Source organism: Streptomyces ziwulingensis (genome assembly GCF_039542605.1).
Lineage (GTDB): Bacteria > Actinomycetota > Actinomycetes > Streptomycetales > Streptomycetaceae > Streptomyces > Streptomyces ziwulingensis.
In genome coordinates, this window is record NZ_BAABIG010000010.1 from 1 (window position 1) to 23,105 (window position 23,105).

The 23,105-nt window shown below is 74.0% G+C and carries 20 protein-coding genes; 15 read left to right on the forward strand and 5 right to left on the reverse strand.

Features of this window, described 5'->3' with window-relative positions:
- From ABEB00_RS05005 to ABEB00_RS05040, 8 genes are all read left to right on the forward strand, one after another.
- Nucleotides 1-203: adenosylcobinamide-GDP ribazoletransferase (locus tag ABEB00_RS05005; RefSeq protein ID WP_345617666.1), on the forward strand; the 203-nt coding region annotated here is incomplete at its 5' end.
- A gap of 145 nt (nt 204-348) precedes the next feature.
- Nucleotides 349-1,899 carry a leucyl aminopeptidase gene (locus ABEB00_RS05010; protein ID WP_345617667.1) on the forward strand — a complete coding sequence of 517 codons (1,551 nt, stop codon included), beginning with the start codon at nt 349-351 and terminating at the stop codon, nt 1,897-1,899.
- A 288-nt stretch (nt 1,900-2,187) separates the two neighbouring features.
- Nucleotides 2,188-3,576 (forward strand): dihydrolipoyl dehydrogenase, encoded by a 1,389-nt coding sequence (gene lpdA / locus ABEB00_RS05015; protein ID WP_345617668.1) that lies wholly within the window; start codon nt 2,188-2,190, stop codon nt 3,574-3,576.
- 64 nt (nt 3,577-3,640) lie between these two features.
- Entirely contained in the window at nt 3,641-5,479 is a 1,839-nt protein-coding gene (gene sucB / locus ABEB00_RS05020) for a 2-oxoglutarate dehydrogenase, E2 component, dihydrolipoamide succinyltransferase (protein WP_345617669.1), read from the forward strand.
- Nucleotides 5,480-5,677: 198 nt separating this feature from the next.
- Nucleotides 5,678-6,301 (forward strand): GntR family transcriptional regulator, encoded by a 624-nt coding sequence (locus tag ABEB00_RS05025; protein WP_345617670.1) that lies wholly within the window; start codon nt 5,678-5,680, stop codon nt 6,299-6,301.
- Between the two features lie 499 nt (nt 6,302-6,800).
- Nucleotides 6,801-9,503, forward strand: a complete 2,703-nt coding sequence (aceE, locus tag ABEB00_RS05030) for a pyruvate dehydrogenase (acetyl-transferring), homodimeric type (protein ID WP_345617671.1) — start codon at nt 6,801-6,803, stop codon at nt 9,501-9,503.
- A gap of 80 nt (nt 9,504-9,583) precedes the next feature.
- A complete protein-coding gene (locus ABEB00_RS05035) occupies nt 9,584-10,675 on the forward strand; it encodes a helix-turn-helix transcriptional regulator (RefSeq protein WP_345617672.1) in 1,092 nt (363 codons plus the stop codon).
- Between the two features lie 55 nt (nt 10,676-10,730).
- Nucleotides 10,731-11,252: a DUF4240 domain-containing protein gene (locus ABEB00_RS05040; protein WP_345617817.1), complete on the forward strand. Its 522-nt coding sequence runs from the start codon at nt 10,731-10,733 to the stop codon at nt 11,250-11,252.
- 16 nt (nt 11,253-11,268) lie between these two features.
- Here ABEB00_RS05040 and ABEB00_RS05045 read toward each other — a convergent pair whose 3' ends face one another.
- Together ABEB00_RS05045 and ABEB00_RS05050 are read right to left on the reverse strand one after the other, a co-directional pair.
- Nucleotides 11,269-11,502: a hypothetical protein gene (locus ABEB00_RS05045; RefSeq protein WP_345617673.1), complete on the reverse strand. Its 234-nt coding sequence runs from the start codon at nt 11,500-11,502 to the stop codon at nt 11,269-11,271.
- Nucleotides 11,499-12,389: a peptidoglycan recognition protein family protein gene (locus ABEB00_RS05050; protein ID WP_345617674.1), complete on the reverse strand. Its 891-nt coding sequence runs from the start codon at nt 12,387-12,389 to the stop codon at nt 11,499-11,501. Before ABEB00_RS05050 ends, ABEB00_RS05045 begins: the two co-directional genes overlap by 4 nt.
- Nucleotides 12,390-12,648: 259 nt before the next feature.
- Between ABEB00_RS05050 and ABEB00_RS05055 the strand changes: the two genes are divergently transcribed.
- Nucleotides 12,649-13,836, forward strand: coding sequence for a MarP family serine protease (locus tag ABEB00_RS05055; protein ID WP_345617675.1), 1,188 nt, complete (start codon nt 12,649-12,651; stop codon nt 13,834-13,836).
- Nucleotides 13,837-13,942: 106 nt separating this feature from the next.
- On the opposite strand, the gene ABEB00_RS05060 is transcribed toward ABEB00_RS05055, so the two are convergent.
- Nucleotides 13,943-14,431, reverse strand: a complete 489-nt coding sequence (locus ABEB00_RS05060; protein ID WP_345617676.1) for a GNAT family N-acetyltransferase — start codon at nt 14,429-14,431, stop codon at nt 13,943-13,945.
- 43 nt (nt 14,432-14,474) lie between these two features.
- On the opposite strand from ABEB00_RS05060, the gene ABEB00_RS05065 reads away from it, so the two are divergent.
- Entirely contained in the window at nt 14,475-15,371 is an 897-nt protein-coding gene (locus tag ABEB00_RS05065) for a TIGR01777 family oxidoreductase (RefSeq protein ID WP_345617677.1), read from the forward strand.
- Between the two features lie 177 nt (nt 15,372-15,548).
- Entirely contained in the window at nt 15,549-17,189 is a 1,641-nt protein-coding gene (locus ABEB00_RS05070) for an NAD(P)/FAD-dependent oxidoreductase (protein WP_345617678.1), read from the forward strand.
- 75 nt (nt 17,190-17,264) lie between these two features.
- Here ABEB00_RS05070 and ABEB00_RS05075 read toward each other — a convergent pair whose 3' ends face one another.
- Complete coding sequence (locus ABEB00_RS05075) at nt 17,265-18,728, reverse strand: NsdA family TPR-like regulatory protein (protein WP_345617679.1); 1,464 nt, start codon at nt 18,726-18,728, stop codon at nt 17,265-17,267.
- Nucleotides 18,729-18,980: 252 nt separating this feature from the next.
- On the opposite strand from ABEB00_RS05075, the gene lipB reads away from it, so the two are divergent.
- The 4 genes from lipB to ABEB00_RS05095 all read left to right on the forward strand — a co-directional run bounded on the left by lipB (nt 18,981) and on the right by ABEB00_RS05095 (nt 22,182).
- Nucleotides 18,981-19,781: a lipoyl(octanoyl) transferase LipB gene (lipB, locus tag ABEB00_RS05080; protein WP_345617680.1), complete on the forward strand. Its 801-nt coding sequence runs from the start codon at nt 18,981-18,983 to the stop codon at nt 19,779-19,781.
- A gap of 70 nt (nt 19,782-19,851) precedes the next feature.
- Nucleotides 19,852-20,817 (forward strand): lipoyl synthase, encoded by a 966-nt coding sequence (gene lipA, locus ABEB00_RS05085; RefSeq protein ID WP_345617681.1) that lies wholly within the window; start codon nt 19,852-19,854, stop codon nt 20,815-20,817.
- Between the two features lie 264 nt (nt 20,818-21,081).
- Nucleotides 21,082-21,321 (forward strand): SCO2195 family GlnR-regulated protein, encoded by a 240-nt coding sequence (locus ABEB00_RS05090; protein WP_345617682.1) that lies wholly within the window; start codon nt 21,082-21,084, stop codon nt 21,319-21,321.
- A gap of 156 nt (nt 21,322-21,477) precedes the next feature.
- On the forward strand, nt 21,478-22,182 hold the full coding sequence (locus tag ABEB00_RS05095) for a DUF4191 domain-containing protein (RefSeq protein WP_345617683.1): 705 nt from the start codon (nt 21,478-21,480) through the stop codon (nt 22,180-22,182).
- A 116-nt stretch (nt 22,183-22,298) separates the two neighbouring features.
- Here the strand turns inward: ABEB00_RS05095 and ABEB00_RS05100 are convergent, their stop codons facing one another.
- Complete coding sequence (locus tag ABEB00_RS05100; protein ID WP_345617684.1) at nt 22,299-22,766, reverse strand: RDD family protein; 468 nt, start codon at nt 22,764-22,766, stop codon at nt 22,299-22,301.
- Nucleotides 22,767-23,105 lie beyond the last annotated feature (339 nt).

A 23,105-nucleotide genomic window follows, 5' to 3' on the forward strand; every position in this document is an offset into this window, starting at 1 on the left:
CGGCCGCCGCCGCCGCGGCCGGCGCGGCCTTCGGACCGGCCGCGGCGCTGCGCGCGGCCCTCGCGGTGGTCCTGGCGGCCGGCGCCGCCGAGGCGCTGCTGCGGCACTGCGTGCGCCGCTTCGGCGGGGTCACCGGCGACGTGTTCGGCGGCCTCGCGGAGACGGCGGCCACGACGGCGCTGGTCGTCCTGGTCCTCGGCTGAACGCCGCCCCGCGAGCCCGCGCGTAGGCTCGGGTGCGACAGACCCTAGGGTCGGTTGCCGGGCCCGGTCGACCCACCGCATTCGACCGCACACCGGACTTCACCGGATCACACCGGATTTCAAACGGAAGCGAGATTTCACCACCGTGACTGCTCTCACTCTCAGCACCACCGCAGCGCCCGGCCTGCGGGCCGACGCGCTCGTGATCGGTGTCGCCAAGGGCTCCGCGTCCAGCCGCCGGAGCCTGGTCCTCGCCCCCGGCGCCGAGGCCGTGGACAAGGCGTACGACGGCAGGCTGGCCGACGTCCTGGAGACCCTCGGTGCCTCGGGTGCCGAGGGCGAGGTGACGAAGCTGCCCGCGCCGGCCGGCTTCAAGACGCCGCTCGTGGTGGCGGTGGGTCTGGGCGCCGAGTCCGAGAAGGACGCCGGCTACGACGGCGAGGCGCTGCGCCGGGCCGCCGGTGTCGCCGCCCGCGCCCTGTCCGGGGTCAAGAAGGCCGCCTTCGCGCTGCCGCTCGCGGACGCCGCGGACGCCGGCGCGGTCGCCGAGGGCGTACTGCTCGGCGCGTACGCCTTCGTCGCCTACAAGGACACCGCTGCCGCCGCCGACAAGACCGCGAAGACGAAGAACGGCAAGACCCCCCTGGCCGAGGCCACGCTGCTCGGCGGCAAGCCCCGCGACAAGGTGTTCAAGGCCGCGCTGGAGCGTGCCGCCGCCGTCGTGGAGGAGCTGAACCGCGCCCGCGACCTGGTCAACACCCCGCCCAACGACCTCAACCCCGAGTCGTTCGCGGCGGTCGCGCAGGCCGCGGCCAAGGAGCACGGCATCAAGGTGCAGGTGCTCGACGAGAAGGCCCTCACCAAGGGCGGCTACGGCGGCATCCTCGGCGTCGGGGCCGGCTCGGCGGCCGGTCCGCGCCTGGTGAAGCTGTCGTACACCTCCTCCAAGGCGAAGAAGTCGCTCGCCTTCGTCGGCAAGGGCATCACCTACGACTCGGGCGGCATCTCGCTGAAGCCCGCCGGGCACAACGAGACGATGAAGTGCGACATGGCCGGCGCCGCCGCCGTGTTCGCCGCGGTGGTCGCCGCCGCCCGGCTCGGCCTGGAGGTCAACGTCACCGGCTGGCTGGCGCTGGCCGAGAACATGCCGTCCGGGTCGGCGACCCGCCCGGGTGACGTGCTGCGCATGTACAGCGGCAAGACGGTCGAGGTGCTCAACACCGATGCCGAGGGCCGGCTCGTGCTCGCCGACGCGCTGTGGGCGGCCTCGCAGGAGAAGCCGGACGCGATCATCGACGTGGCGACGCTGACCGGCGCGATGATGCTGGCGCTGGGCAGCCGGACCTTCGGCGTGATGGCCAACGACGACGCGTTCCGCGCCGCGGTGCACGAGGCGGCCGAGGAGGTCGGTGAGCCGGCGTGGCCGATGCCGCTGCCGGAGCACCTGCGCAAGGGCATGGAGTCCTCGACGGCCGACATCGCCAACATGGGTGAGCGGATGGGCGGCGGGCTGGTGGCCGGTCTGTTCCTGCGCGAGTTCGTGGGCGAGGGCATCGCCTGGGCGCACCTGGACATCGCCGGGCCGGCCTTCAACGAGAGCGCGCCGTTCGGCTACACGCCCAAGGGCGGGACGGGCACGGCGGTGCGGACGCTGGTGCGGGTCGCCGAGCTGGCGGCCGCGGGGGATCTGGGCTGACCTCCGCCTGAGAGCCGGGGCACACCAGGCACCGGGGGGCGTGGGCGACCGCGGGCCCGGCCGCGGCCGGTCGCCCACGCCCCCATGGCCCGTCTCTCACAAGCTCTCACAAGTGAACGTGCTGCGTCTCACACCCCGGCCCCACGTCTCGTCGGGGTCCCACAGGTGCGAAGATGGAGCCCGGCAGGACAGGGCCCCACCCCAGGGCCGAAGAACGAGCGGCCGGACACCAGCCGCCTGCCGGTCAGCGACGACCGGCGTACGGCGCACATGCATGGAGGACGTGACGTGGCGAACGACGCCAGCACCGTTTTCGACCTAGTGATCCTCGGCGGTGGTAGCGGTGGTTACGCCGCGGCCCTGCGCGGGGCGCAGCTTGGCCTGGACGTCGCCCTGATCGAGAAGGGCAAGGTCGGCGGCACCTGCCTGCACAACGGCTGCATTCCCACGAAGGCCCTGCTGCACGCGGGCGAGATCGCCGACCAGGCCCGCGAGAGCGAGCAGTTCGGCGTCAAGGCCACCTTCGAGGGCATCGACATCGCGGCCGTCCACAAGTACAAGGACGATGTGATCTCCGGCCTGTACAAGGGCCTGCAGGGTCTGATCGCCTCGCGCAAGGTGACGTACATCGAGGGTGCGGGCAAGCTCTCCTCCCCCACTTCCGTGGACGTGAACGGCCAGCGGATCCAGGGCCGGCACGTCCTCCTGGCGACCGGCTCGGTGCCGAAGTCGCTGCCCGGTCTGGAGATCGACGGCAACCGCGTCATCTCCTCCGACCACGCCCTGAAGCTGGACCGCGTGCCCGAGTCCGCGATCGTCCTGGGCGGCGGGGTCATCGGTGTCGAGTTCGCCTCGGCGTGGAAGTCCTTCGGCACCGACGTCACCGTCATCGAGGGCATGAAGCACCTCGTGCCGGTCGAGGACGAGAACAGCTCCAAGCTGCTGGAGCGTGCCTTCCGCAAGCGCGGCATCAAGTTCAACCTGGGCACCTTCTTCGACAAGGCCGAGTACACCCAGAACGGTGTCAAGGTCACCCTCGCCGACGGCAAGGAGTTCGAGGCCGAGGTCCTGCTCGTCGCCGTCGGCCGCGGCCCGGTCTCGCAGGGCCTGGGCTACGAGGAGGCCGGTGTCGCCACCGACCGCGGCTACGTCCTCGTCGACGAGTACATGCGGACCAATGTCCCGACCGTCTCCGCCGTCGGCGACCTGGTCCCCACCCTCCAGCTCGCGCACGTCGGCTTCGCCGAGGGCATCCTGGTCGCGGAGCGGCTGGCCGGCCTGAAGGTCGTCCCGGTCGACTACGACGGTGTGCCCCGGGTGACGTACTGCCACCCCGAGGTCGCCTCCGTGGGCATCACCGAGGCCAAGGCCAAGGAGGTCTACGGCGCGGACAAGGTCGTCGCTCTGAAGTACAACCTCGCGGGCAACGGCAAGAGCAAGATCCTGAAGACCGCGGGCGAGATCAAGCTCGTCCAGGTCAAGGACGGTGCCGTGGTCGGCGTCCACATGGTCGGCGACCGCATGGGCGAGCAGGTCGGCGAAGCCCAGCTCATCTACAACTGGGAGGCGCTGCCCGCCGAGGTGGCCCAGCTCATCCACGCCCACCCGACGCAGAACGAGGCGCTCGGCGAGGCCCACCTGGCACTGGCCGGCAAGCCGCTGCACTCCCACGACTGACCTTCCCCGGTCACTGGGCGCGACGACACAGACTTCCGCAATTCGTTAAGGAGCAACCGAAACCATGGCGGTTTCCGTAACCCTTCCGGCGCTCGGCGAGAGCGTCACCGAGGGCACCGTCACCCGTTGGCTGAAGGCCGAGGGTGAGCGCGTCGAGGCCGACGAGCCGCTGCTCGAGGTCTCCACCGACAAGGTCGACACCGAGATCCCGGCGCCCGCCTCCGGCGTGCTGTCCTCCATCAAGGTCGCCGAGGACGAGACCGTCGAGGTGGGCGCCGAGCTGGCGCTGATCGACGACGGCACCGACGCCCCGGCCGCCGAGCAGGCCCCGCAGGCCGAGCAGGCCGCCGAGCCCGAGCCGGCTCCCGAGCCCGAGCCGGCTCCCGAGCCCGCGGCGGCCGCCCCCTCCACCGAGCAGGCCGCCCCCGCCCCGGCGCCCACCGCGGACGCCGCCGCCGGCGGTTCCGCCGAGGGCACGGACGTGGTCCTGCCCGCGCTCGGCGAGTCCGTCACCGAGGGCACCGTGACCCGCTGGCTGAAGGAGGTCGGCGAGGAGGTCACCGAGGACGAGCCGCTGCTTGAGGTCTCGACCGACAAGGTCGACACCGAGATCCCGGCGCCCGCCTCCGGCACCCTGCTGGAGATCGTGGTCGGCGAGGACGAGACGGCCGAGGTCGGCGCCAAGCTGGCCGTCATCGGCGCCAAGGGTGCCGCCCCGGCCCCGGCCCAGCAGGCCCCGGCCGCCCCCGCGCAGCCCGAGCCCGCACAGCCGGCCCCGGCGCAGCCCGAGCCCGCCCAGGCCCAGGCCCCGCAGCCCCCGGCCCCGGCCCAGCAGGCCCCGGCCGCCCCCGCCCCGGCCCCGGCCCCGCAGCAGCAGGAGGCCCCCGCCGCCGCTCCGGCGCCCGCCCCCGCCGCCGCTCCGGCTCCGGCCGCCAAGGCCGCTGCCCCGGCCGCCGCCCAGGCGTCCGACGACGGCGCCTACGTCACCCCGCTGGTGCGCAAGCTCGCCGCCGAGAACGGCGTCGACCTGTCCGCCGTCTCGGGCACCGGCGTCGGCGGCCGTATCCGCAAGCAGGACGTCATCGCCGCCGCCGAGGCCGCGAAGGCCGCCGCGTCGGCTCCGGCCGCCGCCGCCCCGGCCGCTCCCGCCGCGAAGAAGGCTCCGAAGCTGGAGTCCTCCCCGCTGCGCGGCCAGACCGTCAAGATGCCCCGCATCCGCAAGGTCATCGGCGACAACATGGTCAAGGCGCTGCACGAGCAGGCGCAGCTCTCGTCGGTCGTCGAGGTCGACGTCACGCGTCTGATGAAGCTGCGGGCCCGGGCCAAGGACGCCTTCGCGGCCCGGGAGGGCGTCAAGCTCTCCCCGATGCCGTTCTTCGTCAAGGCCGCGGCCCAGGCGCTGAAGGCGCACGCGCCGATCAACGCCAAGATCAACGAGGCCGAGGGGACCATCACCTACTTCGACACCGAGAACGTCGGTATCGCGGTGGACTCCGAGAAGGGCCTGATGACCCCGGTCATCAAGCACGCCGGTGACCTCAACCTCGCCGGTATCGCCAAGGCCACGGCCGAGCTGGCGGGCAAGGTCCGGGCCAGCAAGATCAGCCCGGACGAGCTGGTCGGCGCGACCTTCACCATCTCCAACACCGGCTCGCGCGGTGCGCTCTTCGACACGATCATCGTGCCGCCGGGCCAGGTCGCGATCCTCGGCATCGGCGCGACGGTCAAGCGCCCCGCCGTGATCGAGACGGAGGAGGGCACGGTCATCGGCGTCCGCGACATGACGTACCTGACCCTGTCCTACGACCACCGCCTGGTGGACGGTGCCGACGCCGCGCGCTACCTGACCGCGGTCAAGGCCATCCTGGAGGCCGGCGAGTTCGAGGTCGAGCTGGGCCTCTGACCCCGTCCAGCCAGTGGCGCCCCCGTCCGGAACACTCCGGGCGGGGGCGTCGCCGTGTCCGCGTCATCCGCGTGTAAGCCTCGTCTCACCTGCGCGCGAGCCCCCGTGTGCGCCCTGCCGAGCGGGGCGCACGGCCGTATTGTTGCTCCACGTCAACGCCCCAGGGGGCCGGAACGAGCCCCTCCCTAAGGAGCCCTCATGACCGCGCCCGTCGTCCACTCGCTGCGCGAGCAGATCCGCGAGCACATCCTGGAAGGGATCATCAGCGGGCGCTGGCAGCCGGGCGAGCGGATCGTGGAGCGGCGGATCGCCACCGAGCTGGAGGTCAGCCAGACGCCGGTCCGGGAGGCGCTGCGCGAGCTGGAGTCGCTGCGGCTGATCGAGTCGGCGCCGAACAAGGGCGTCCGGGTGCGGAACCTGACCTCGGCCGACCTGGAGGAGAGCTACCCGGTGCGGGCCGGTCTGGAGGCGATCGCCGCGGAGCTGGCGGCGCAGCGCCTCGCGGAGGACTGCTCGGCGCTCGAACCGCACGTCAGCGCGTTGTACGAGGCGGACCGGAAGGCGGACGGCACGGCGCAGGTGCGGCACACGGTGGGGTTCCACCGGGAGCTGGTGCGGGCGGCCGGGAACTCGGTGCTGCTGCACACCTGGGAGGGGCTGGGGATCGAGGTGTTCACGGCGCTGTCGATACGGTGGCTGGGGACGGTGCAGCAGTCCTACGCGGAGGAGCACGAGGAGCTGGTGGCGGCGTTCAAGCGCCGCGATCCGCGCATCCCCGAGCTGGTCAAGTCCCACGTGCTCGGGTGCGCCCCCCGCCCCTGACCTTCTCGTCGCTCCCTCCCTGACCTGCCCATTCCCCCCTCCCTGACCTGCCCACTCCCCCGTTCCTCCGTCCCTGGCCTTCTTCCGCCCCCGCCGCCCCTTCCCGTCCCGTCCCTGGGGGCTCCGCCCCCAGACCGCCTTCGCGCAGTTCCCCGCGCCCCTGGGCCGGCTGCCCTTCAGGGGCGCGGGGAACTGCACGAGCGGCCACGACGTACCCGCGGCCGCCGTCCCGGCCGAGACCACCCGAGCCGACCCGCGCCCACCTGCACAGACTCCCCGGCGGCACCGTCACCCCGTGCCATCGCCGAAGGCACCCCGTGCCGACTTTCTCGTGATCAAGAGGTTTTCGTCCTCAACCCTTTGATCGATCATCGATCAGCGAGTTACAGTCACCGACGGGCTTGCACCCGAGCCTCACGCCCTGTCCTGCCAAAGACCAAGGGCACCCCCGAACCCTTACCAGATGAGGGAACCCCCTTCGACTGAGGAAGGCGGCGACATGACCGACCCCTACGCCATCCAGCCGAGCGCGCTCGACCAGCTCCCTGACCGGGACCCGGAGGAGACCGCCGAGTGGCAGGCATCCCTGGACGCCGTCGCCGAGGCGGCCGGGCCGCACCGTGCCGCGTATCTGATGCGGCGCACGCTGGAGCGTGCAGAGGGAGCCGGCGTCGCACTGCCGAAGCTCCTCGAGACGGACTACGTCAACACCATCCCCACCTCCGCCGAGCCCGCCGTGGACGGCGACGAGGAGATGGAGCAGCGGATCACCGCCTGGAACCGCTGGAACGCGGCGGCCATGGTGACCCGCGGCAGCAAGTACGGCGTCGGCGGCCACATCGCCACCTTCGCCTCCGCGGCCTGGCTGTACGAGACGGGCTTCAACCACTTCTTCCGCGGCAAGGAGGGTGACGGGTCCGGCGACCAGCTCTACATCCAGGGCCACGCCTCCCCCGGCATCTACGCCCGCGCCTTCCTCGACGGCCGGCTGAACGAGTCCCACCTGGACCACTTCCGCCGCGAGTCCGGCGGCAACGGCCTGCCCTCCTACCCGCACCCGCGCCGCCTGCCCTGGCTGTGGGAGTTCCCCACCGTCTCCATGGGCCTGGGCCCGCTCTCCGCGATCTACCAGGCGCGGTTCAACCGCTACCTGTCGGCGCGCGGCATCAAGGACACCTCCGCCTCGCACGTATGGGCGTTCCTCGGTGACGGCGAGATGGACGAGCCGGAGTCGACGGCCGCCCTCGCGCTCGCCGCCCGCGAGGGCCTGGACAACCTGACCTTCGTCATCAACTGCAACCTGCAGCGCCTCGACGGCCCGGTCCGCGCCAACTTCAAGATCGTGCAGGAGCTGGAGGCCCAGTTCCGCGGCGCCGGCTGGAACGTGGTCAAGACGCTGTGGGGCACCGCCTGGGACGAGCTGTTCCAGCTCGACCTCACCGGCGCGCTCGTGCGCCGGCTGCGCGAGGTACCCGACGCGCAGGTCCAGACGTACCAGACGCGGGACGCGGCCTACATCCGCCAGGACTTCTTCGGCTCCGACCCGGCGCTGGTGGAGATGGCGAAGCTGCTCAGCGACGCCAAGATCCTGGACTGTTTCCACACCTCGCGCGGCGGCCACGAGGCCCGCAAGGTGTACGCGGCCTACCGGGCGGCGCTCGCCCACAAGGGCGCGCCGACCGTGATCCTGGCCCAGACGGTCAAGGGCCACACCCTCGGCGAGGGCTTCGCGTCCAAGAACGCCAACCACCAGATGAAGAAGCTGACGGTGGACGAGTTCAAGGCGATGCGCGACCTGCTGGAGCTGCCCGTCAAGGACAGCGACTTCGTCGACGGCGTGGTGCCCTACGGCCACCCCGGCGCCGACTCCCCCGAGGTCCGCTACCTCCAGGAGCGCCGCGCGGCGCTCGGCGGTCCGGCCCCGGCCCGCCGCACGCACCCGCTGGCCCCGCTGCCCGCGCCCGCCGAGAAGGCGTTCGCCGCCTTCGACAAGGGCTCCGGCTCGCAGTCCATCGCCACCACCATGGCCTTCGTCCGCCTGGTCAAGGACCTGGTCCGCGACAAGGAGACCGGCAAGCGCTGGGTGCCGATCGTCCCCGACGAGGCGCGCACCTTCGGCATGGAGTCGCTCTTCCCGTCGCTGGGCATCTACTCGCCCAAGGGCCAGACGTACGAGCCGGTCGACCGCGACCAGCTCATGTACTACAAGGAGGCGAAGAACGGGCAGATCCTCAACGAGGGGATCACCGAGGCCGGTTCCATGGCCGACTTCATCGCCGCCTCGACGTCGTACGCGACGCACGGCGAGGCGATGATCCCGTTCTACATCTTCTACTCGATGTTCGGCTGGCAGCGCACCGCCGACCAGATGTGGCAGCTCGGCGACCAGCTCGGCCGCGGCTTCCTGGTCGGCGCCACCGCCGGCCGCACCACCCTCACCGGTGAGGGCCTGCAGCACGCCGACGGCCACACCCCGGTGATCGCCGCGACCAACCCGGCCTCGCTCACGTACGACCCGGCGTTCGCCTACGAGATCGCCGTCGTCGTCCGCGAGGGGCTGCGCCGGATGTACGGCGAGGCCAAGCCGGGCGAGGACCAGAACGTCTTCTACTACCTGACGGTCTACAACGAGCCGATGCCGCAGCCCGCGAAGCCCGCCGGGCTCGGTATCGACGAGGGCATCGTCAAGGGCCTGTACCGCTTCAACACGGCGGAGTCCGCGGGCCTGTCCCCGGTCGCGGGCGCGCCGCGCATCCAGCTCCTGGGTTCCGGTACGGCGATCCACTGGGCGCTGAAGGCGCAGAAGCTGCTCGCCGAGGAGTGGGGGGTGGCCGCCGACGTGTGGTCCGCGACCTCCTGGACGGAGCTGCGCCGGGACGCGCTGGACGCCGACGCGGCGCTGCTGCGCGGCGAGGAGCGGGTGCCGTACGTCCGGCAGGCGCTGCACGGCGCCGAGGGCCCGGTCCTCGCGGTCACCGACTACATGCGCCAGGTCCCCGACCAGATCGCGCAGTGGGTCGAGCAGGACTGGTCCTCGCTGGGCGCGGACGGCTTCGGCCTGTCGGACACCCGTGACGGCGCCCGCCGCCACTTCGGTGTCGACGCCGAGTCGGTCGTCGTCGCGGCGCTGGCCCAGCTCGCCAGGCGCGGCGAGGTCAAGGCCACGTCCGTGAAGGAGGCGCGCGAGCGCTACGGCCTGTAGCAGCGGGTTGTTCAGGAGGCCCTCGCCGTCCGCGGCGGGGGCCTCCTGTCGTTCCCGCACGGCCCGGCATGATGTGGGCCATGCGTGCCGCCCGCCTGATCAAGATGGTCCTGCTGCTCCAGTCCCGGCCCGCCATGACCGCCGCCGAGCTGGCGCGGGAGCTGGAGGTGTCGGAGCGGACCGTCACGCGGGACGCGCAGGCGCTGTCCGAGGCGGGCGTGCCGGTCTACGCGGACCGGGGGCGGGCGGGTGGCTACCGGCTGATCGGCGGCTACCGCACCCGGCTGACCGGCCTGCACCGGGGCGAGGCCGAGGCGCTCTTCCTGTCCGGGGTGCCGGGGGCGCTGCGCGAGATGGGCCTCGCGGACGCGGCCTCGGCGGCCCGGCTGAAGGTCTCCGCCGCGCTGATGCCGTCCCTGCGGGACGCCTCGCGGACGGCCGCCCAGCGGTTCCACCTGGACGCGCCGGACTGGTTCCGGGAGCCTACGACGCCCGCGCTGCTGCCCGCGGTGGCCGACGCGGTCTGGGACGACCGGCCGATCACCGCCCGCTACCGGCGCGGCGAGGAGGAGGCCGGGCGGGAGCTGGAACCGTACGGACTCGTGCTGAAGGCGGGGGTCTGGTACCTGTGCGCGAAGACCGCCAAGACCGCCAAGACCGCCAAGACCGCCAAGACCGCGAAGACCGCGAAGACCGCGAAGACCGATGCGGCCGTCGGCGGGTTCTCCGGCGGCCACGGGGACCACGGGGACCACCGGGACCACCGCGTCTACCGGATCGACCGGTTCACCTCCGTCGTGCCGGGCGCGGAGCGGTTCGCGCGCGACGAGGGGTTCGACCTGCCCGGGTTCTGGGCCGCGCGGGCGCAGGAGTTCGCGCGGTCGGTCCTGCGCGCCGAGGCCGTGGTGCGGCTCTCCCCGCAGGGCGCGCGGCGACTGCCGTACGCCGTGGACGCGCGCGCCGCCCGGGAGGCCCTGCGCGGGGCGGGACCGCCCGACGAGGACGGCTGGGTGACGGTGACGCTGGCGGTGGAGTCGCAGGACGTCGCCCACGAGCAGCTCGCGATGCTGGGGCCGCAGGCGGAGGTGGTGGCACCCGAGGCGCTGCGCGAACGGTTCGCGCGGGACGCCCTGCTGCTCGCGGGGCTGTACGGAAACCGGATGCGGGAGTGAGATCCGTCGCACTCCGCGTGCATCGCACCCGCCGAGGGCCGATGCTGTACCCGTGATGGACGAGACGGAGTTCTGGGCACTGATCGACGCCTCTCGCGAGGGCGCCGAGGGAGATCCGGAGGAGCAGGCGGACCTGCTCGTGGAGCGGCTCTGCCGGCTGGACCCGGAGGCGGTCCTGGACTTCGCCCGCCACTTCGAGGCCCGCTACAACCGGTCCTGGACCTGGGAGCTGTGGGGCGCCGCCGCGCTGCTCCTCGGCGGGGCGAGCGACGACGCGTTCGACTACTTCCGGTGCTGGCTGATCGGGCAGGGCCGCGACGTGTACGAGGGCGGCGTGCACGAGCCCGACGCGCTCGCCGGGCTGCTGGACGACTTCGACGAGGAGACCGACGGCGACGCCGAGGACCTCGGTTACGCGGCGGACGAGGCGTACGAGCAGCTCACCGGCACGGTCGCGCCCGATCTGGGGGTCTCCCCCGCGCCCGCCGAGCCGCTCGGCACGCCGGTCGACCTGGAGGACGACCGCGTGCTGGCGGAGCGGTACCCGCGGCTGTGGGAGCGCTTCGGACCCGAGTGAGGGCGCTGTCGTCCCCTCAGGCGGCGCGGCGCCTGGCCGGGTCCGACGGGAGGTACGCCTGCGGCTGCTCGGGCCGGGCCGCCGCGTGCGGCGGTGCCGCGTTGGCCCGGTCGAGGGCGGCGGCGGTGACGGCCGCCGGTCCGAGGACGACGGCCGCGGCGGCGCACAACGCCGTCCAGGGCCGCCGCACCGCCTCGGCCCGGCTCCGCGTCCCCTCGTCCCTCTCCCGCGCGTTCTTCGTGATCGTCAAGGTCCCCACCTCCGGTCGGCTGCTACGGCCGACCGTAGGGGCCCCGGATCTGAGGAACCCGCGCGGGCGCTGTGGCCTTCCTGTGGGCCGCCGGACCGGTGCTGGAGCCGGGCGGCCCGCTCCCTGATCTCCGGCAGCCGGGCACTCAGCGCGGCGCCGGGACAGCTCGTCCGGTACCCGTCCTCGTGGCCGGCCACGGCGGGCAGCGCGGCGGCGGTCCCGGCGGCGTACCGGCTCAGGCCGTTGCTGGAGACCAGCCGGACCCGGGCCCGCGGGTCGGTGCCGGCCGGGCCGAGCTTCCAGGCGGCCACCGCGGCGATCGCGTCGGTCATCGCCTCGGGCACGGGCACCCCGGCGGTGAAGGTGCCGAGCGCGGCGACGCCCGCCGTGCGGTGGTTGAAGCCCTGGGTGTGGGCGCCGGTCACGGCGCGGCCGATGCCGCCGGCCCGGCCCTCGTAGACGGTGCCGCAGCGGTCCACGACGAAGTTGTAGCCGAGGTCGTCCCAGTCGCGGGCGCCGGTCTGGCCCGAGTAGATGTCCCGGAGGATGCGGGGCGCGTCGGCGCAGTCGTAGCCGTTCGGGGTGTCGGTGTGGTGGACGAAGACGGCGACGACCCGGTCGTCGTAGCGCGGGGGCGGCTGCTCGCGGGCGGCGTCGCCGAGCCACCGCGCGCGGGTCACGATGTCCGGCCGGGGTGCCTCGTACGGCGAGGGGGCGCCGTCGGCGGACGGCTCGCCGGCCGCGACCTTCCGCTCCACGCCGGTCGCGCACAGCGCGAGCGCGGCCACGGCGGCGAGGCCGGGCAGGCAGCCGAGCAGCAGCGGGGCGGAGGCCGGTATGCCCGCACGCCGCCTCCGGGTCCCCCGCGGCGTTCGCAGGACACGCATGGCCCCACTGTCCGCCCGATCCGCCCGGCCCGCGAGGTGTGCTGTGCCACCCGGGTGCCGGCCCGGTGCCGGGCCGGTGACGACCCGGTGCCACCCGGGCGCCGGCCGGCGGACACCGCCCGGTGGAACCATCGTCCCGGTCCGCGGCGTTTCCCCCGTTACCGCACACCTGGCCGGTTCTCGCGGCCCGGGGGGCGGTACTGGCTGATCACCGGGCCCGTCGCGCGTATCGGGGGGTCCCGAGGGGAAGGCGGCTCGCGTGGACCTGCTCGACATACTTCTGGGCCTGGCGGTGCTGGCGTACGCGGTGTCGGGGTACCGGCGCGGGCTGGTGGCGGGCTGCGTCTCGCTCGCCGGGTTCGTCGGCGGCGCGGTCGTCGGCGTCTGGGCGCTGCCCTGGACGGTGGGTCTGGTGGGCGACCCGGGGACGACGGCGGCGACGGTGACCGCGGTGCTCACGGTGCTGGTCCCGGCGGCGCTCGGCCATGAGCTGGCCGGGCGGCTCGCGCTGCGGCTGCGCCGGGAACTGGACGCCGGACCGCTGCGGGTGGCCGACGGGGCCGGCGGCGCGGCGGCCAACGCGGCGGCGGCGCTGATCGTGGCCTGGGTGGCCGCGAGCGTCCTGTCCGCGTCCGCCGCCCCGCAGGTCACCTCGGCGGTCCGGGGTTCGGCGCTGCTCGGCGCGGTGCAGCGGACGATGCCGGACACCACGCCGACCTGGTTCTCCCGGGCCACCTCCGCACTGACCGAGGCCGGTTTCCCGCAGGTCTTCAACCCCTTCGAGAACGAGTCGGCCGTCGAGGTCGCCGAACCCACCGGGGACAGCGTCACGGCGGCGGCCACCGAGGCCGCCCGGCGCAGCACGGTGAAGGTCGAGGGCGTCGCGGGCGCCCAGGGCCGTGAGGGCAGCGGCTTCGTGTACGCGGCGGAGCACGTGATGACCAACGCGCACGTGGTGGCCGGGATCGACACGCCGACCGTGCGGGTCGGCGGCGTGGGGCGGGCCTACCGGACCCGGGTGGTGCTCTTCGACCCGGACAAGGACGTGGCCGTGCTGTACGCGCCCGGACTGGACGCCCCCGCGCTCCGCTTCGACGACGACGCCCGCCGCGGTGACTCGGCGGTGGTGGCGGGCTATCCGCAGGACGGCGACCTGAACCTCCGGGCGGCCACGGTGGCCACCCGGGTCCAGGCGCGGGGCCAGGACATCCACAGCGACCGCCTGGTCACCCGGGAGATCTACTCGATCCGCTCCACGGTCCGGCCGGGCAACTCCGGCGGCCCGCTGCTGACCCCCGGCGGCCGGGTCTACGGCGTCGTCTTCGCCCGCTCCACCTCGGACGCCGGGACGGGGTACGCGCTGACGGCCGACGAGGTGGCGGGCGAGGCGCGGCGCGCGGCCGGGGCCACGGCGGCGGTGGACACGGGCGAGCCGGTCACGCCGTAGCCCCGGGTCCACCGGACCCGCCGGGTCAGCCGGGTCAGCCGGGTCCACCAGGTCAGCCGGGGCCACCGGGGCCACCAAGGTCCCCCGGGTCCGCCGGGTTTCCGGCTCAGAGCAGGGACCGTCCCATCAGCACGTCGTCGACATAGGCGCCGTCGAGGAGGAACTCCTCCGGCTGGACGCCTTCGACGACGAAGCCCTCCGACTCGTACAGCCCGCGGGCGGCGGTGTTGGGGCCGAGGACGCGCAGTGTGATGCGGCGGGCGCCCAGGCGCCGGGCCTCCTCGACGGCGGCGCGGACCAGGGCCCGGCCCGCTCCCCGCCCGCGGGCCGCGTCCGAGACGGCGAGCCCGCGGATCTGCCGGACGTGCCGGTTGGCGGCGAGTTCGGTGGGAAAGCCCAGGCGGACGTAGCCGACGACGGCGCCGTCCACCTCGGCGACGAAGTGGTCGCCGGGTCCGCAGCGGTCGCGGAAGAACGGGGTGCCGGGCTCCGGCGGCGGCGAGACCGCGTGCAGGGGCGACCAGGTCTCCTGGTCGAGCAGGCGCAGGGGCTGTTCGTCGTCCGGCCTGGCGGGACGTATGAGCGCGTCGGGCATGGTGATCACTGTAAGCGGGACGGGCGGCGGCAGGATGGGGGCCATGAAACCTTCCCGAATCGTGGTGGCCGGCGCGTCCGGTCTGATCGGCAGCGCGCTGACGCGGTCCCTGACGGCCGACGGGCACGAGGTGGTGCGGCTGGTGCGGCACGCCCCCCAGGGGCCCGACGAGGTCCGCTGGGACCCCGAGCGGGGCCGGGTGGACACGGCCGGTCTCACCGGCTGCGACGCCGTGGTCAACCTCGCCGGGGCCGGGGTCGGCGACCGGCGCTGGAGCGACTCGTACAAGGCGCTGATCCGCACCAGCCGGGTCGGCGGCACGACGGCGCTCGCCGAGGCCCTCGCCTCCCTGGACCGGCCGCCGCGGGTCTTCGTCAACGGCAGCGCGATGGGCTACTACGGGGAGACCGGCGACCGTGCCGTGGACGAGAGCGCGCCCGCGGGCGAGGGCTTCCTGCCCGAGGTGTGCGTCGAGTGGGAGGCCGCCGCGGCCCCCGCCCGGGAGGCGGGCGTCCGGACGGTGTTCACCCGGACCGGGCTGGTCGTCGCCCGCGGCGGCGGGGCCTGGGGGCGGCTGTTCCCGCTGTTCAAGGCGGGGCTGGGCGGGCGGATGGGCGACGGGAGCCAGTACTGGTCGTTCATCGCGCTGCACGACGAGGTCGCCGCGATCCGGCACCTGCTGGACCGCGAGGACCTGTCCGGCCCGTTCAACCTGACCGCCCCGCACCCGGTGACCAACCGCGAGGTCACCAGGGCCATGGGGCGGGTACTGCGCCGGCCGACGCTCTTCTCCGTTCCCGCGCCGGTGCTGCGGACGGCGCTCGGCGAGATGGCCGGGGACGTGCTGGGCAGCGCCCGGGTGCGGCCGGCCCGGCTGCTGGACTCCGGGTTCCGGTTCGCGTTCCCGGAGATCGACGGGGCGATCCGGGCGGCGCTCTGACCGACGGCGGGACCGTGCCCCGCCCGCATGCGACCGGTGTGCGTCCGTGCTCTGTCCCTGCGCGACTGCCCCGGCCCGGCCGCCGCCCTAGCCTCGACCCCGAACTCGGGTAATCCGGACGGACGACTGATGGGGGCTGCCCGCCGCCACCGGCCGCGCAACCTCGAGGAGGGGCACGTGCTTGAGCCCGTTTACCAGGCGGACGTCGTCGTGGTGGGGGCCGGGGTCGCCGGGCTCTCGGCGGCGCATCGGCTGACCAGCCAGGGAGTGTCGACCGTGGTCCTGGAGGCCGCCCCCGGGGTGGGCGGCCGGATGGCGACGGAGAAGGTGGACGGCTTCCGGCTCGACCGCATCGGGCAGTTGCTGTCGGTGGCCTGCCCCGAACTGCGGCTCGCCCCGGGCCTGGACGGACTGGCGCTGCGGTCCTTCGCGCCCGGCGTACTGCTGCACAGCGAAGGGCGGCACCACCGGGCCGGCGCCCCCGCGGGGGCCGGGGGCGCAAGGGGCGCACTGCATGCGGTGCGCGCCCTGGCGAGCGCTCCCAGGTCCGGACGGGCCGCGCGAGCGGCGCGGGCCGGGCGGGCCGGGCGGGCCGGGCGGGCCGGGGCGCTGCCGGGGGCCGGAGGGCCGTCGCAGAGCCCCGGGAGGCCACTGCGGGCGCCTTCCGGGCCCGACCCGGCCACCGGACGGCCCGACCCGGCCACCGGACGGCCCGACCCGGCCGCAGGGCCGCTCGGCGGCCCGGCCGAGGGGCCGCTCGGCAGCCGTGCGGCGGGAGGTCCCGGCAGCGGCGGCGCGGGAGCGTCCGGCCCCGCCCGGCCGGCGGCCGGGTCCCCGGCGCCGACGCGGCGGACCCGGGCCGGGGCCCCGCTGGGCTCCGCCGTCGACCAGGCCCGGCTGAGCGCCGCGCTCACCCGGCTCGCGGCCGCGCCGCCGGAACGGCTGCTGGCCCGCCCGGAGCTGCCGGCCGGTCAGGCGCTCGCGGTCCGGGGACTGCCCGCCCGCACCCTCGACGGCTTCCTGCGCCCGCTGCTCGCCACCCTGCTCTGCGACCCGGACCTGACCACCTCCAGCCGGTGCGCGGACCTCGCCCTGCGCTCCTTCGCGCGCGGCCGGCTGTGCGTACCGGAGGGCGGCGCCGGGGCACTGCCCGAACTGCTGGCCGGGCGCCTGCCCCCGGGCACCGTCCGCACCGGCGTGCGGGTCACCTCGATCGCCACCAACGCGGTGGTCACCGCCGAGCACGGGGTGCTGCGCTGCCGGGCGGTGCTGCTGGCCACCGACGCGCGGGCCGCCGCCGAACTGCTGCCCGGTCTGCGGGTGCCGGACTTCCACCAGGTCACGGTGGTGCACCACACCACGGACGAGCCGCCCGCCACCGGCACCGCGCTGCTGCTCGACGCCGACCGCGGCGGCCCGGTGGCCCACACCGCCGTGCTCAGCGACGTGGACCCGTCCCGGGCACCGGCCGGCCGCGCGCTGATCTCCTCGACCGTCCTCGGCCCTCCCCCGCCCGACCTGGACCGGGTCGTACGCGGCCGGCTCGCCCGCCTGTACGGCACCGGGACCTCGCACTGGGAGACCCTGGCGGTGCACCACACCGCCGAGGCGGTGCCCGCCATGCGCCCGCCGCACGACCTGCGCCGCCCGGTGCGCCTGCTGGCGGGGCTGTACGTGTGCGGCGACCACCGCGACATCAGTGACGTGCGGGGCGCGCTGCGCTCGGGCCGGCGGGCCTCGGAGGCGATCCTGGCGGATCTGGGCGCCTCGGGCTCGATGCACCGGGCGGAGCCGCGCCCCGCCGCGCACGCGGCCTGACCCGCCCGGCACCCCGCCGCCCCCTGACCGCGAGGGGCGCGGGGTGCCGGGCGGGCGGGATGTGACGATCAGCCCCTACCCCAGCGCCGCGACCTTCTCGCGGTACCCCCGGACCGGCGCCGCGTCCTTGTACGGCTCCAGGCGGCGCTCGAAGTCCCGGACGTACTCCGTCGCCCGCGCCGACCGCATCTCGGCGGCCTGCGCCGCCGCCTCGGCGCCGAGACGGCACGCCTGGTCGAGTTCGCCGAGGCCGAGCCGGGCGGTGGCGAGGACGATCCGGCAGAACAGACGGCTGCGGGCGAAGGCGGGCGCGCGCAGTTGCAGGGAGCGCTCCGCGTGCTGGGCGGCGGCGCGGAACTGCTGCAGATCCCGGTGGCAGTGGCCGAACTCGTCGGCGAGCTGCGCCTCGTCGAAGAACAGCGCCCAGTGCGGCACCTCGTCCCCGGGCCGGGCGGTCTCCATCGCCCGCTCGGCGCGGACCAGCGCGGAGGTGCAGGCCCGCACCTCGCCGAGCACCCCGTGCCCGCGCGCCTCGGCGCAGTGCAGCAGCGTCTGCACCACCGGCGGGGCGCTGCCGCCGACACCCTGCTGGGCGACCCGGGCGAGCTGCACGGCCTCCCGGCCGTGGCCGAGGTAGACGGCCTGCCGGCTCATGGTGACCAGCACATAGCTGCCGTACGCCCGGTCGCCGGCCGCCTGCGCGAGCCGCAGCGCCTGGACGAAGTAGCGCTGCGCGAGCCCGTGCGCGGCGATGTCGTACGAGGTCCAGCCCGCGAGCCGGGTGAGGTCGGCGGCGGCGGCGAACAGGCGGCGGCCGGTCTGCTCGCCGTAGCTGCCGCGCAGCATCGGCTCCAGTTCGTGTTCCAGGTAGCGGACGAGGGCCTGCCGGGCGTGGCCGCCGCCGTACCGGTCGTCCAGGGTGCGGAACAGTTCGCCGACCGAGCGGAGCGCGGCGAGGTCGCCGGCGCCGACCCGCAGTCCGGGGCCGCGTTCGACCGCCGCCCGGCGCCGGGCGGCGTCCGGCGGGGCGGGGGTCCCGGGCGGTGCCGGGCGGCCCTGGGCGGGCACCCGGACGGGCGGCTCGGCGCGGGCCACCCGCTCGTCGGCGCGGCCGATCAGCCAGTCCCGGCTGGGCACGACCAGACCGGCGGGGGTGAAGGCGATCTTGCGCAGTTCGGCGTGGCTGCCGGAGTCCTTGCGCCACAGGCCGCCGACGATGTCGACGGCCTCCTCCGGGGTCGCGGCGAACTCCAGGCCCGCGTAGACCGGGGCGCAGGCGTCCAGGCCGAGGTCCTGGGCGGTCAGGCGGCGGCCGAGACGCCGGGTGAAGACCTCGGCGATCAGGGCGGGGGTGGTGCCGCGGGGCTGCTGGCCGCGCAGCCACCGGGTGACGGACGTCTTGTCGTATCTCAGGTCCAGCCCGTGTTCGAGGCCGAGCTGGTCGACGCGACGCGCGAGACCCGCGTTGGAGAACCCAGCCTCGGCGATGAGCGCGGCGAGCTGGCGGTTGGGGGTGCGCTGCGCGGGTCGTTCCGACATGGTGCGGTGCGGTCTCCTGCCTCCCGGGCGTCGAAGTGCCCGGATTGCCTGTGAGCAGCCCTTATGGCCTCATGGACGGCGCGAATGTAGCGGAGAGTAAACACCCCATAACGCACTTCGACTGGCATTCATCCGATCGTGTGAGGATTACCCGTCCGGCTGACGCCCGGGCCCCGGCCGGTCCCGAACGGCCCGGACGTACAGTTGCGTGGGCACCGTTCGTGCCTTACTACGTCCAGGGAGGCGCTCGCGGTGAGTGAGCTGCGTTTCGTCCGTATGGGGTTCGGCGCCGAGTCGGTCGCGTATCAGGAGGCGTGGGACGAGCAGCGCCGGGTGCACGCGGCGCGCTTCGCCGACGAGGTCCCCGACACCGTGCTGCTCCTCGAACACCCGCCGGTCTACACCGCGGGCAAGCGCACCGCGGCCGGCGAACGCCCGCTCGACGGCACCCCGGTCGTCGACGTCGACCGCGGCGGCAAGATCACCTGGCACGGGCCGGGCCAGTTGGTCGGCTACCCGATCCAGAAGCTTCCGCGCCCGGTCGACGTGGTGGCCCACGTGCGGCGCCTGGAGGAGGCCCTGATCCGCACCTGCGCGGAGTTCGGCCTGGAGACCACGCGGGTGGAGGGCCGCAGCGGCGTCTGGGTCCTCGGCGACCCCGTCGCCCGGCGCCCCGCGCTCGGCGGACTCTCCCTGGACCTCGACCCCCGCCTGGCCGACGACGAGTTCGACCCCCGGCTGAACGGCCCGGAGTACGCGCCCTCCAACGCCGGCCAGCGCCGCGAGGACCGCAAGATCGCCGCGATCGGCATCCGGGTCGCCAAGGGCGTCACGATGCACGGCTTCGCCCTGAACGTGAACCCCGACAACAAGTGGTTCGACCGGATCATCCCGTGCGGCATCCGCGACGCGGGCGTCGCCTCCCTCGCGGCCGAACTGGGCCGCGACGTCACCGTCGACGAGGTGCTGCCGATCGTGGAGCGGCACCTGCGGGACGTGCTGGAGCACGCGGACCCGAAGCCGCGGCCGATCGAGCAGACACCGGCCCGGTAACCGGCGCCTCACCACCGAAATCACGGGCGTACCCTTGAGGACGCCGACGAATCAACGCTAGGGAGCCGACGTGTCCGCAGTCGCACCCGACGGACGCAAGATGCTGCGCCTTGAGGTCCGCAACAGCCAGACCCCCATCGAGCGCAAGCCCGAGTGGATCAAAACCCGGGCGAAGATGGGCCCCGAGTACCTGCAGATGCAGGCCCTGGTGAAGGGCGAGGGGCTGCACACGGTCTGCCAGGAAGCCGGCTGCCCCAACATCTACGAGTGCTGGGAGGACCGGGAGGCGACCTTCCTCATCGGCGGCGACCAGTGCACCCGGCGCTGTGACTTCTGCCAGATCGACACCGGCAAGCCCGAGGCGCTCGACCGCGACGAGCCCCGCCGCGTCGGCGAGTCCGTGCTCACCATGGACCTGAACTACGCCACCATCACCGGCGTCGCCCGCGACGACCTGGCGGACGGCGGCGCCTGGCTGTACGCCGAGACCGTGCGCCAGATCCACCAGCAGACCGCGGAGCGCGCCGCCGGCCGGACCAAGGTCGAGCTGCTGGCCCCCGACTTCAACGCGGTGCCCGAGCAGCTCGCCGAGGTCTTCGCCGCCCGCCCCGAGGTCTTCGCGCACAACGTCGAAACGGTGCCGCGGATCTTCAAGCGGATCCGCCCCGGCTTCCGCTACGAGCGCTCCCTGAAGGTCATCACCGAGGCCCGCGACTACGGCCTGGTCACCAAGTCCAACCTGATCCTCGGCATGGGCGAGACCCGCGAGGAGGTCAGCGAGGCGCTCCAGCAGCTCCACGACGCCGGCTGCGAGCTGGTCACCATCACGCAGTACCTGCGCCCCTCGGTGCGCCACCACCCCGTGGAGCGCTGGGTGAAGCCGCACGAGTTCGTGGAGCTGAAGGACGAGGCCGAGCAGATCGGCTTCTCCGGTGTCATGTCCGGCCCGCTGGTGCGCTCCTCGTACCGCGCGGGGCGGCTGTACCAGATGGCCGTCGAGAAGCGCGGCGCGTTCGTCGCCGCCCAGGCGGTCTGACCGGCCCGTCCCTCCCGGGCGGGGCGGTGTGTGACCTCGCGCACCGGGGATCACCCGCCAGTAGCCGACCGGTCCGCCGCGGTCCCGGCCTTCCTCGCAGTTGAGGACGCCCGTCGGGGCCGCGGCGGCGTTCCGCCGCCCGGCACCGGGGTTTCACGGCCGTTTGACCGGTCGGTCACGTCCTGGTAACACCAGGCATTGACCCTGGAATCACCGCACGCGCACCCACCCAGCTCCTGAGCCCTGCCGAGGGGGACCCCCACGATGCAGACCGCGCCCGCGCCCGTCCGCGCCACCGCCGTCCGCGCCACCACCGTCCGCTCCACCGCCCTCCCGTCGCTCACCGGCGCGCTGCGCGCCGTCGAGTCGCTGCTGATGAGCGGCGGCCAGCGCACCGCCCGCCGCAACGCCTGGACCTCCGTACTGGAGGACCGCCGCCGCGCCCAGGACCGCGTCGAGGCCGAGCAGGTCCTCCAGCGGACCGCGGCCGCCGGCCACTCGTGACCCGCCACTCCTGAACCGCCCGCCCCCGCGGACCCGCCGCCTCGGCCTCCGCACCCGGCCTCCCCGGGCCCTCTCCGGGCCGTCCCCGGACCCTCTCCGGGCCCTCTCCGGGCACTGCCTTCGTCGGCGCTCGCGGGGCCACGTAGACTGCGTGCCATGGCGAGGAAGGACAACGCGGCGGACGCCGCGAACCCCGGGCGACTGAAGCAGATCGCTCTGACCTACAAGATGACCCGCAAGGCCGACACGAAGATCGGTCTTGTACTCGCGGCTGTCGGCATCATCGTCTTCGGTGTCTTCCTCGCGATCGGTTTCCTGATCGGTCACCCCATCTATCTCGGAATCCTGGGCCTGCTGCTCGCCTTCCTCGCGACGGCGATCGTGTTCGGGCGCCGGGCCGAGCGGGCGGCCTTCGGGCAGATGGAGGGCCAGCCGGGCGCGGCCGCGGCCGTTCTGGACAACGTCGGCCGGGGGTGGACGACGACCCCGGCGGTGGCGATGAACCGCAACCAGGACGTGGTGCACCGCGCGGTCGGCAAGGCCGGAATCGTGCTGGTCGCGGAGGGCAACCCGAACCGGGTGCGGACCCTGCTGGCCGCCGAGAAGCGGAAGATGAACCGGATCGTCGCCGACGTGCCCGTGCACGACCTGATCGTGGGTACCGGCGAGGGCCAGGTGGAGCTGAAGAAGCTGCGCACGACCATGCTGAAACTTCCCCGGGTCCTGACCGGCCCCCAGGTCACCGTGACCAACGACCGGCTGCGGGCCCTGGGCGACCTGATGAGCAACATGCCGCTGCCCAAGGGCCCGATGCCCAAGGGGATGCGGATGCCGAGGGGCGGCGGCCAGCGCGGCCGCTGACCCGCCGACCACACAGACACCGAAGGGGCGCCCGGGATCTCCCGGGCGCCCCTTCTTCTCTTCTCGTCCTCTTCGCCTGTTCTCTCCCGCTCTCCGTGTCCACTGTTCTCTCTCCCTCAGAGCCGCACCTCGACCGTGCGGGCCAGCCGGTCGTGCAGGCCGCGGCCGTCGCGGTCCCAGATGAGCGCGGGGACCGCGAGGCAGAGCAGCACCGAGCGCAGCAGGGCGCGCGGCGGATTGACCCGGCCGGTGCCGAGGTCGACCACGCGCAGCCCGAACAGACGCTTGCCCGGCGTGAAGCCGAGGGTGCCGACGGTCAGGACACTCAGGACCAGGAAGATCAGCAGCGCCCAGTTCGAGGTCGCCTGGCCATAGCCGTCGGTGATCAGGCCGTATGCGATCAGGAGGCACAGGGCCCAGTCGACGGCGAGGGCGCCGAGCCGCCTGCCGGGACGGGCGATCGACCCCGGCCCGTCCGCGGGCAGCCCCAGATCCTTGCCGGGGTAACCGAACTCCGCGCCCGCGTCCTCCATGGCCGCGCGGGGGCCGGAGAGCCAGGATCCGATTGCTTGCCTCTTGTCCACCCGTACACGGTACTGCGCACGTTTCGGACCGGTGTCGGGCGGGGTGGGGTCGGGCTAGGACCTGTCGTTTGGATCATGTCGCGGAGGGTCGGCGGGACTTGTCGATGCCGTGAGCGGGGTCCGGTGCGTGCGGCTGCAAGGCGGAGGAAGGAGTCGACGCGGAGCGTCGGTGAGTGACGACAACGCGGCAGACGTGCGTGCCGGACCCCGCGTCCGCGGCGTGATCCAAACGACAGGCCCTAAGGTGAAACGAGGCCGGTTAACTTCTGTGAAACAAATGGGTCACGCCCGAGAAATCACTCGTCCCTAGGGTCGGGGACAGCGTGTGCCACCCGCACT